Below are 315 nucleotides of genomic sequence, written 5' to 3'. Positions count from 1 at the left end.
AAATAATATTGCATTTAAAATTAAAGTTACAATTAAAATTTTTTGATAAATATCACTTTTGTTATTTTCAGAAATCGTGTTCTGATTTTGTTTATATTGTCTTAGTTTTTCTAACTGGTAAATCCAATTTTTTAAGTTTTCATTTTCTGACTCTATTAAAATCAGTTTATGTGATAAATCTCTAATATCAGAATTTTCAATTGAAAAATCCTTTGGTGGTGGAGGCAATAAATAGGGATAAGTTTCTAAAGATTGATTTGCATTACAAATACTCATAGAAATTTTGTTATTATCGTTTAATTTTCCATAAACTAT

Annotated in this window: 1 protein-coding gene; it reads right to left on the bottom strand. The window is 22.5% G+C overall.

The features are described from left to right. A partial coding sequence (locus DIU01_RS08050) for a hypothetical protein (RefSeq protein ID WP_290833293.1) occupies positions 1 to 276 on the bottom strand: 276 nt, incomplete at its 3' end. Positions 277 to 315: the final 39 nt, after the last annotated feature.

Origin of the sequence: Flavobacterium sp. (assembly GCF_003525665.1) — a bacterium.
Lineage (GTDB): Bacteria > Bacteroidota > Bacteroidia > Flavobacteriales > Flavobacteriaceae > Flavobacterium.
The sequence above is the reverse complement of the archived record's forward strand: the minus strand, read 5'-3'. Positions and strand labels throughout refer to the sequence as shown.